We start from the raw sequence: 8,966 nt of genomic DNA on the forward strand, positions 1-8,966 counted from the left end.
TTTTTTTATTGATCCGAATAACCAGAAAAAAAGCTGCCCCGCCATGGGACAGCCCGTTGCTTCAGCCCGCGATCAAGACTTGACCGCGCCGCTCGTGACGCCGGAGAAAATATAGCGCTGCATGAACAGGAACATCACGATCGTCGGGATGAAGATCAGCAGAATGTACGCGGAGATCACTTCCATGCGCGCCGCGTTCGGCCCGACGAACGACTGGATCGCCGTCGCCACCGTGCGCAACCCCCTGTCCGGCATGTACAGGTACGGCACGTAGAAGTCGTTGTAGATCGTGATGAACTTCAGGATCACAACGGTTGCCGTCGCCGGCCCGAGGAGCGGGAAGATCACGCTCCGGAAAATCTTGAACAGCGACGCGCCCTCCATCATCGCCGCCTCGTCCAGCTCGTACGGAATGTTGCGGATGAACTGGAGATAGATCGTGAGCTGGATGACGTCCGCCCCCAGATACAGTGCGATCGGCGCGCCGTACGTATTGTACAGGCCGAGCGCCTTGATGACCGAGTAGGTGACGACCTGCGTCGTGATGAGCGGAATGACCGCGGCCACCAGGTACGAACCGATGATCAGGTTTCTCCCCTTGAACTCGAACCGCCCGAGCGCATACGCCGACATCGACCCGATCAGCACGTTGCCGACGATCGAGACGATCAGGATGAACAGCGTGTTGCCGAGGCCGAGCGCCAGATCCCCTTTCTCCCACGCGATCGAGAAGTTCTCGAAATTCCAGGTCGAGGGGAGCGACAGCCGGTCGATGTAGAATTCCTGCCGCGTCTTGAACGCGCCGACGAAGACGGAGTACAGCGGGAAGAACACGACGAACGTGCCGATGAGCAGCGCGATATATTTCATGGTGTCGAAAAACAGTTGTTTCGCCTTCATACTCTCGTCCCGCCTTCCCTCAGAATCAGCCGCTGGATGAGCACGACGACGGCGACCATCAAGAGCAGCACGACGGCGAGCGCGGATGCGAGGCCGAACTGATTGAATTTGAAGGCGACGTCCAACGTCTTCATCAGGAAGGTGGACGTGTCGTTCGCGCCGAGCGTCATGATGTACGGCACGGTGAAAGCCTGCAGCGCGCCGCTCAGCGTCAGGATGAGCATCAGCTCGACGACATTCTTGATGCTCGGCATCGTAATGTGCCAGAAGCTCTGCCAGGCGTTCGCACCGTCGATGCGCGCCGCTTCATACAAATCATCCGAGATCGACTGCAGCGCACCGATGAAGATGACCATGTTGTAGCCCATGTACATCCAGAGGGAAACGAATGCCAGCGCCCAGTCGTTGATCGCCGGGTTGCCGAGCCATTGCTGTTTCCACGCTTCGAGTCCGAGCACTTCGAGCAGCTTGTTCAGCGAGCCGTAGGACGTGTGGTACACGGTCTGAAACATGATCGCGATCGCAACCTGATGCAGAATGTACGGCAGGAACAGGATGACCCGGAACACATTCCTTCCCTTGAGCTTCGAGTTCAGAATGACGGCGAAGAACAGCGCCAGCGCCGTCTGGACCAGCCCGCCGATGAAATAGTACAGGTTGTTGCGCAGAATCTGGAAGTATTCCGGATTCGAGAAGATCTCCCTGTAGTTCTTCAGCCCGACGAAGTTCACGTCAAAGCCGAAGCCGTCCCAGTCCGTGAAGCTGTAGTAGACGAGCATGACAGACGGGTAGTAGGTGAAAAGGAGCAGCAAAACGAGCGGCAAGGCGAGAAAACTGGTGATGATGATGATCCGCTGGGTTTTGTAGCTGAGATTCAAGGCGCCGCGCCTCCTCATGCCAGGATCAAGCCATAACGGTCGGCGCCGTCCTCCCGGAAGGCGCACCCGCTATGCGGTAAGTGACAAGCTTGATGACGTCTTGTCTTGGAAAAAACCTGAGGCTGCCGTCGGGCGCGATTCGCTTCGCCCTGACGGTCAGCCCCAGTCTGCACGCCGGTTACCTGCTCATCGAATCAATAGCCGAGTTCTTTCTTGGCTGCGGCCCATTTCTGATTCAACTTGTCGAATTCGGCCTGCAGATCCTTCGCAACGGCAGCTTGCTGGATTTCTTCACCCGTGAACGGAATCTGCGCCTTGTTCGCAATCTCGTTGAACCGGGAATCCGGCGGCACGGATTCGAGGATGTTGGGATTGTAGCTCATGAACTCCGCCATTTGCGGCAGCGTCGGTTCGTTGTTTTTGTTGATCGGGATGAAACCGGAATCGGCGTCGTAACCGGATTCCATGATCATGAACTTGACAAACGCCTTGGCGGCTTCAAGATTCTTGCTGTCCTTGCTTACGCCCATGAAGTAGTCCGGGCCGAGAACGGCGTTCACCGTGCCGCTGTTGTCATGCGGGAACGGGAAGAAGCCGATGTCTTCCGGCGCCGCGCCGCCTTGCTCGATGATCTGGTTGATGACCCAGTTGCCGAGGAAGTACATTGCCGCGTTGCCCGTCGCGATTTCAACCTTCGAAGCTTCCCAGTTGTTCGTGGCCAGGTCTTCTTCGGTATAGCCTTTCTCGATCAGGGTGCGGACAATGTTCAGGCCGATGCCCCACGCGTTGTCAAGCTGGAACGGCGCGTCCATTTCCACCATGTTGTTCTCGAAGTTGACGTCGCCTGAGAAATGCGCCAGGCTGTTGCGGCCCCATTGACCCATCGGCCATTGCGCGCCGTAGTTGATGTAGATCGGCACGATGCCGGCGTCTTTCAGCTTCTGGCAGGCTTCGTAGAACTCGTCCAGCGTCTTCGGAATTTCCGTGATGCCCGCTTTTTCGAACGCCTTCTTGTTGTAAACGATGCCGTTCGTCGAAGAACCCGTTGCAACCCCGTAGTAGTTGCCGTCATACGCCTTGAAATCCGCGAACCGCACTTGATCGAAGATGTCGAGGTCATTCAGCGGAGCGAAGAAATCGCCGAGCTCGGAGTTCGCGATGTTCGTCGGAATCATGAGCACGTCGCCGGCGTCGCCCGCCGTCAGCTTGACGCGGATGTCTTGCTCGTAGTTCGTGTACGGAGCGTATTTGACTTTGACGTTCGGATATTGCTTGTTGAACTCCGACACGTATTTGTCGTAAGTCCCGTTGTCGACCAGGTCCGTGCGGTGCGTCGCGAACACAATCTCGCCGGAGATTTCGGTGTTGCCGCCCGCATTCGACTGACCGTTGCCCGCGGTGTTGTCCGTACCGCCGTTGCCTTCGTTCTTCGAGCCGCCGCAGGCAGCAAGCACGAGCGACAGCACGACGAGGACAGACAGCATCATGGCTAATCTTCTTTTCATGCGCGAGTCCCCCTGTTTCCGTGTTGTGTGACCGAACGGTTTCGGCAAAATCCGCCGTTTCCGATCGGTTCCGGCCTTCATTATAGCGGTGAAAACCGCTTACAAAAATGCAACGTGTTTGCTTTTCTTGTCCTCTGTTATCCTAACTTTTCTAACAATTGATCGAACAAGAGGCCGGATGCTAACGTACGATTTGCCGATATTCGTTGGGTGTCATGCCCACAATCCGCTTGAACAGTTTGGTAAAATAGGCCGAATCCGGATAGCCCACCTGCTCGCCGACTTCGTACGTCTTCAGGTCCGGCCGGCTGCGGAGCAGGTTCTTCGCCTGCTCGATCCGCACATTGATCAGGTAATCGGTGATCGTGACGCCCGTCTCCTGCTTGAACAGCCGGCTCAGGTAGCTCGGCGTGAGATACACGCGCTCCGCGAGCATCCCGAGATCCAGATCCTCGTGATAGCTTGTCGCGATGATCGCCTTCACGGCATCGACCGCGCGCACGCTGCCGCTCCGACGCTCGCGGATGCGCACGATCGCGTCGATCATCCGTTCCGTGAACCATTGCCGCAGCGGGTCGTATTTGAAAAACCGGGACAGTTCCTCGAGCCGCCGGTCCGCCGGGCCGAACAGTTCCTCCGCTTCTTCGGCGAATCCGCCGAGTTCCCGTTCCGCCAGCTCGAGCATCCGGATCAGCAGTTCCATCAGCACGCCGGGCGCTTCCTGGCGCCTGCGCATCTCCTTGAAGAAGGCGTTCAGCTCCTGCTCGATCTTCCCCGCGTCGAGAATCTGCAGGCTGCGGACATACTCCGTCTCCCACGATTTGTACCAGTCGCTGAAGCGGGCCGGCCTGGCCTGCTGGGGCCCCGCTTCGGATGCCGGTACGAAGACGGCCCGCTCGAACCGGTAGAACGCTTTGCCGGCCGCCATCTCGGCTTCGGCGAACGCTTCCCGCAGACGTTTCGCTCCGCGGAACGGCAGCGAGGCGCCGATGGCCGCGCCGGTATGCTCCGTCAGCGCCGCGGCCAGCGCGAAGCCTGCCCGCTCCGGCGCGGACGTCAGCGAAGCGCCGGCGTCCAGCTCAAGCAGCAAGCCGTAGGTCCGGTCGCGGACCGCGATCGCGCAAGATCTGACGTCTTCGGCATTCGCCGCCGCCTCCAGCGTATCGAGCCCGACCGCCGCTTCCGTCCGCACGACGTACCAGACCGCGAACGCATCGTCCGGGATGACCGGCTCCGCGGATGCTTCGCCGGCAAGCGCGCGTTCGAGCCTGTGCCGCCGGAATATTTTCGTCTGCCTTCGCGCTTCGGCGATTTCCTTCGCCATCTCCCGCAGCACGCGATACAGTTCGGCCTTGTCCACCGGTTTCAGCAGATAGTCCCGCACCTGATGGCGCATCGCGGTGCGCGCATAATCGAAATCGCTGTATCCGCTGACGATGACGCAGCGCACGCCGGGATGCTCGGCCTGCAGCTTCTCGGCAACCTGAAGCCCGTCCATGACCGGCATCCGGATGTCGGTGATGACGACATCCGCCCCTTCTTCCTTGAGGAACTTCAGCAGTTCCGCGCCGTTCGCGAAGACCCCGGCAACCTCATAGTCCTCCGATGCGGAGCGGACGAGCTTGGCCAGTCCGCGACGGATCCGTTCTTCATCATCTGCAATTACGATGCGAAACATGCGTCAGACCTCCTGTTTCACGCTGCTTACGTCTGCAGCCGGCTCGGCAGGGTCACGGTCACTTCCGTGCCGGCGCCCGGCTCGCTGGCGATGTCGATGCCATAGCCCTCGCCGTAGAACAGCCGGATTCGCTCGTTCACGTTCCGGAGGCCGATGCCGAAGCCGCGCGAGCCGCCGCCTTCGCCCGGCGGCGTGTCGATCACGCCGCGCAGCCGCTCCAGCGTATCGGCGTCCAGCCCCGCGCCGTCGTCGCGGATGCGGAAGATGATGCGATCGCCCTCGGCCTCGCACGAGAGCACGATCGTCATGCGCTCCTTGCGTTCGTCATAGCCGTGCAGCACCGCGTTCTCGATGATCGGCTGCAGCAGGAGCTTGACCATTTTCATTTCGCGATACGGATCGCAGCCGGCGACCTCGAGCCTGAACCGGCCCGGATAGCGGTACTCGACGATGCGCATGAACGTCTCCAGGTGCATGAGCTCGTCCTCCAGCCGCACGATCTCGCCAGCCGTGTTCACGCTGTAGCGCAGCAGCCGGCCGAGCAGCTGGATCATGTCCGCCACTTCGGGATTGTCGTCGACTTCAGCCGTCATGCGGATCGACTCCAGCGTATTGTGCAGAAAATGCGGGTTGATCTGGCTCTGCAGAGCCAGCAGTTCGGCTTCCTTGCGGCGCAATTGCATATGGTAGTTGTCGTTGATCAGCTCGCGGATCCGGCCGATCATCCGGTTGAAATGAAAGCCCAGCATGCCGATTTCGTCCTGCCGCCGGACCGGGAACGACACCTCGAGATTGCCGGCCTGCACGTGTTTCATGAGCTGCATCAGCGAGCGCAGCGGCTTCGTCAGGGCGAACGAAATGACGACCGAAGCGGCCAGCGCGAGGAAACCGGTCAGCAGCGCCGTCGCCAGCGTGAAGTTGCGGTTCGCCACCGCGTCCTTCATCAGCACGCCGACCGGAACGGAGATGATGACCTTCCAGCCGGTCTTGTTCGAGCGGTCGTAAATGACGATCCGCTGGCCGTCTTCCGCGTCGTGGCGGAACGTGCCGCGGCTTCCGACAGCCTGCGCGACGACCGGATCGTTCGACCGGTTCTGGGCGAGATGCCGCATGCCGCTGTCGTAAATGACGTTGTTGTTCTCGTCGAGGATCATCGTCTCCCCGCCGGTGACGCTGTCCAATTCGGATACGTACCGCTCGATGACGCTGATGTTCGCGTCGACGGCGACGAGGCCGAGCAGTTCGAGCGACGGCGTATAGATTTGGCGGACGACGGTGAAGACGTAGCGTTTGCGGTTGTGATTGCTCGTGTATTCCTGCGTGCTGACGAGCGCGGCGTTCGTCCCCTCCCGCCGGGCGCGCTCCAGCCATTGCTGATAGGTGGTCATGATGTCGGAGCGGACGCCGCCGACCTGCACGCGGTAATAGCCGTTGCCGAAATTGTCGAACAGATAGATCGACGTTGCGCCTTCCTTGACGCTGTTCAGAAAGTAGATGCTCTCCTCCACCCGGCGCTGAATTTCGAGCGCGGTGCCTTTCTGGCTCGGAATGATGTAAGGGCTGTCCCCGATTTCGAGATCGGGGCGGGAATAGAATTCATTGGCCGCCCTGAGGCTGTCCTGGATCTCCTCGATGGCGCCGGGCAGCGCGGTGATCCGCTCCATGTCGGAGATGTAGTCGTCAAGGCTGACGATCAGCTTGCGGGCGAGTTCCGCAACGTATGATGTGGTGTTGTCCTCGATGGTCCGCGCGTACCGGTCATAGGAAACCAGACTGAGCGCCATGATCGGCAAGATAACCAGAAAAAGGAAAACCAATATCAGCTTCCGCTCCATCGGCAGATCGCGGAATCTGGTCGCCGGATTCCATTTGCGCACGGCGTTCCGCCTCCAGTCACGGCATGGTATGGGGAAGCGCGATCAGCTCCGCTTGCGCCCGTTCGTATCCCGGCTCGATTCGCGGTACACCATCTCGCCGGAAATCAGGATCTTCTCGTGCGGCTCGCCGGGCGATGCCACCCGCTCGAGCAGCCGGTCCACCGCCTTGCGGCCGAGCGCCAGCTTCGGCACGTGCACGGTCGTGAGCGCGGGCCGGACGCGCTGCGCGTCTTCGATGTCGTCGAAGCCGCAGAGCGACAGGGCGCCCGGCACGGACAGCCCGAGCTCGGCGAACGCCTGAAGTGCGTCGATGGCGATGCTGTCGTTCGCGCAGACGACCGCGGAAGGCAGTTTGCCTTCCGCGCGGCAGCGGGACGCCCAATCCACGAATTGTCCGGAATACCCGCTGATCCCTTCCAGGCTGATCAGATGGTCGTCGCGCAGCGGGATACCGTGCGTCTCGAGCGCACCCCGAAAGCCGTTCCAGCGGTCGAAGAAACTGCGCGAGAACCGGATGTTGCCCGCGAACAGCAGGTCGCGGTGTCCGATGCCGATCAAGTACTGGGTAAGCTTGTACATGCAGTCGTAGTTGTTCACGAACACGGTGTCCGACGGGATGAGTGGATCTTCATGGTCGATGAGCACCATCGGCAGACCGCAGCGGTGCACCTCGAGCAGCAGCGAGGTTGAAATTTCGCCGACGCCGATCATGCCGAGCAGGCCGTTCGGGTTGAGCACGTGGAGCAGCCCGTCGATGCTGTGCTCGGAGATGATCACCATGCCGTATCCCCGCTCTTCGAGACGGATCGAAATGCCGTCGAGGATGCGTCCCCAGTAGACCGATTCCTTCGTTTGAAAACGGATGTTGGGCATCAACACGAGCACGGACGGCTTCGAGCCGCCCGCGGGGAGCTGTCCGGGTTTCTCCTGTCTTGCGGCTGCGCCCCGCTGGGCGAAATAGCCGAGCTGCGACGCCGCCTGGATGACCCGCTCCTTCGTCGCGGGACTGACGCCGTCCTTGCCTGAAAGCGCCTTCGACACGACAAATTTCGAGACGCCCAAATAATCGGCAATCTGCTGCATCGTGACCTTTTTCGACATATTCATCCCCGTCCGTGTCATATTCTTTTATTCTAGCACAAGTATTATGTACGCGTAATGAACGGGGGAGGAGGTGCCCGAACGCTAAAAGGCGGCACCCGCGCTTGCACGCAGGTCCGCTCCATTCGTCTTGTCGCCGGAAGTTGTCCGCGGCGCGGCGCCGTGATTTTTTACCCTCCGATTGCTTATCGGCTGAGAATCATCTCTTCAATTCGTTTCCGATCCGTCAGGTGTTCGAAGCTCCGGTCGAGCTCCAGTTCCTCCGTGCGGATCAGATGGTCGCCTTCATAATGGCAGCGAAGCTCGAAACAACCGTCACCGGCGGTCAAAAGCCTGACGCAATGCGGCACGTTCGGCGTGATCCCCATGTTCTCGGGATGCAGAATCCAATCCGTCTTCTTCCAATCCAGAATGCCTTCCGGCGTTCGGATCGGAATGTCCGTGCGGTCATCGGAAGGAAGTTCGGCATGGTACACGTACATGCCGCCGAACTCCCGCCCGCCCGTAAACCAGGTGACGATGCCCCGAAAGTCGACGGTCTCAAGCAAAAGGCCCGTCTCTTCCGCGATCTCCCGCAAGGCCGACTCCCTCGGCGTCTCGCCTGGTTCAAGCTTGCCTCCGGGCGCGTTCCACATTCCCATCCAGACGGGGTATTCCCGGTTGAGCAGCAGAAAGCGGTCTTCTTGTTGGATGAAGCAGATGGTATATTTCAGCATGCGTACCTCCAAACGGTCATGGGTGTGAACGGATTTTCGGCTGGTGCTCCTCTCGATGTCCGGAACCTTTTCAAGTTGTTGTGAATATATTCCAGACCCGTTGCCGTTCTCCTGCTCGGTCCATTGGCTTTAGCCTCATTCACCGCATCAACGACTTGGGCCGACTTTGTAACGCGGTATCCGCGTTGCAGCCGCAACCTCCGGGCTCGAATCGACGCTGTAACGCGGTATCCGCGTTGCAGCCGCACCCACAGGGCTCGAAACGACGCTGTAACGTGGTATCCGCGTTACAGACGCATCCACCGGACTCG

Annotated in this window: 7 protein-coding genes; all 7 read right to left on the bottom strand. The window is 59.9% G+C overall.

What is annotated here, in order from left to right:
* Positions 1-72: 72 nt before the first annotated feature.
* On the bottom strand, positions 73-900 hold the full coding sequence (locus KJQ12_RS19330) for a carbohydrate ABC transporter permease (protein WP_213487098.1): 828 nt from the start codon (positions 898-900) through the stop codon (positions 73-75).
* Complete coding sequence (locus tag KJQ12_RS19335) at positions 897-1,778, bottom strand: carbohydrate ABC transporter permease (protein ID WP_213487100.1); 882 nt, start codon at positions 1,776-1,778, stop codon at positions 897-899. Before KJQ12_RS19335 ends, KJQ12_RS19330 begins: the two co-directional genes overlap by 4 nt.
* 194 nt (positions 1,779-1,972) lie before the next feature.
* Complete coding sequence (locus KJQ12_RS19340; RefSeq protein ID WP_213487102.1) at positions 1,973-3,283, bottom strand: ABC transporter substrate-binding protein; 1,311 nt, start codon at positions 3,281-3,283, stop codon at positions 1,973-1,975.
* A gap of 181 nt (positions 3,284-3,464) precedes the next feature.
* Entirely contained in the window at positions 3,465-4,961 is a 1,497-nt protein-coding gene (locus KJQ12_RS19345) for a response regulator (protein ID WP_213487104.1), read from the bottom strand.
* A 26-nt stretch (positions 4,962-4,987) separates the two neighbouring features.
* Positions 4,988-6,838: a cache domain-containing sensor histidine kinase gene (locus tag KJQ12_RS19350; RefSeq protein WP_213487106.1), complete on the bottom strand. Its 1,851-nt coding sequence runs from the start codon at positions 6,836-6,838 to the stop codon at positions 4,988-4,990.
* A 42-nt stretch (positions 6,839-6,880) separates the two neighbouring features.
* A complete protein-coding gene (locus KJQ12_RS19355) occupies positions 6,881-7,939 on the bottom strand; it encodes a LacI family DNA-binding transcriptional regulator (RefSeq protein ID WP_213487108.1) in 1,059 nt (352 codons plus the stop codon).
* Between the two features lie 185 nt (positions 7,940-8,124).
* Positions 8,125-8,655 (bottom strand): NUDIX hydrolase, encoded by a 531-nt coding sequence (locus tag KJQ12_RS19360; RefSeq protein ID WP_213487110.1) that lies wholly within the window; start codon positions 8,653-8,655, stop codon positions 8,125-8,127.
* Between the last annotated feature and the right edge of the window lie 311 nt (positions 8,656-8,966).

Origin of the sequence: Thermobacillus xylanilyticus (assembly GCF_907165215.1) — a bacterium.
Lineage (GTDB): Bacteria > Bacillota > Bacilli > Paenibacillales > Paenibacillaceae > Thermobacillus > Thermobacillus xylanilyticus.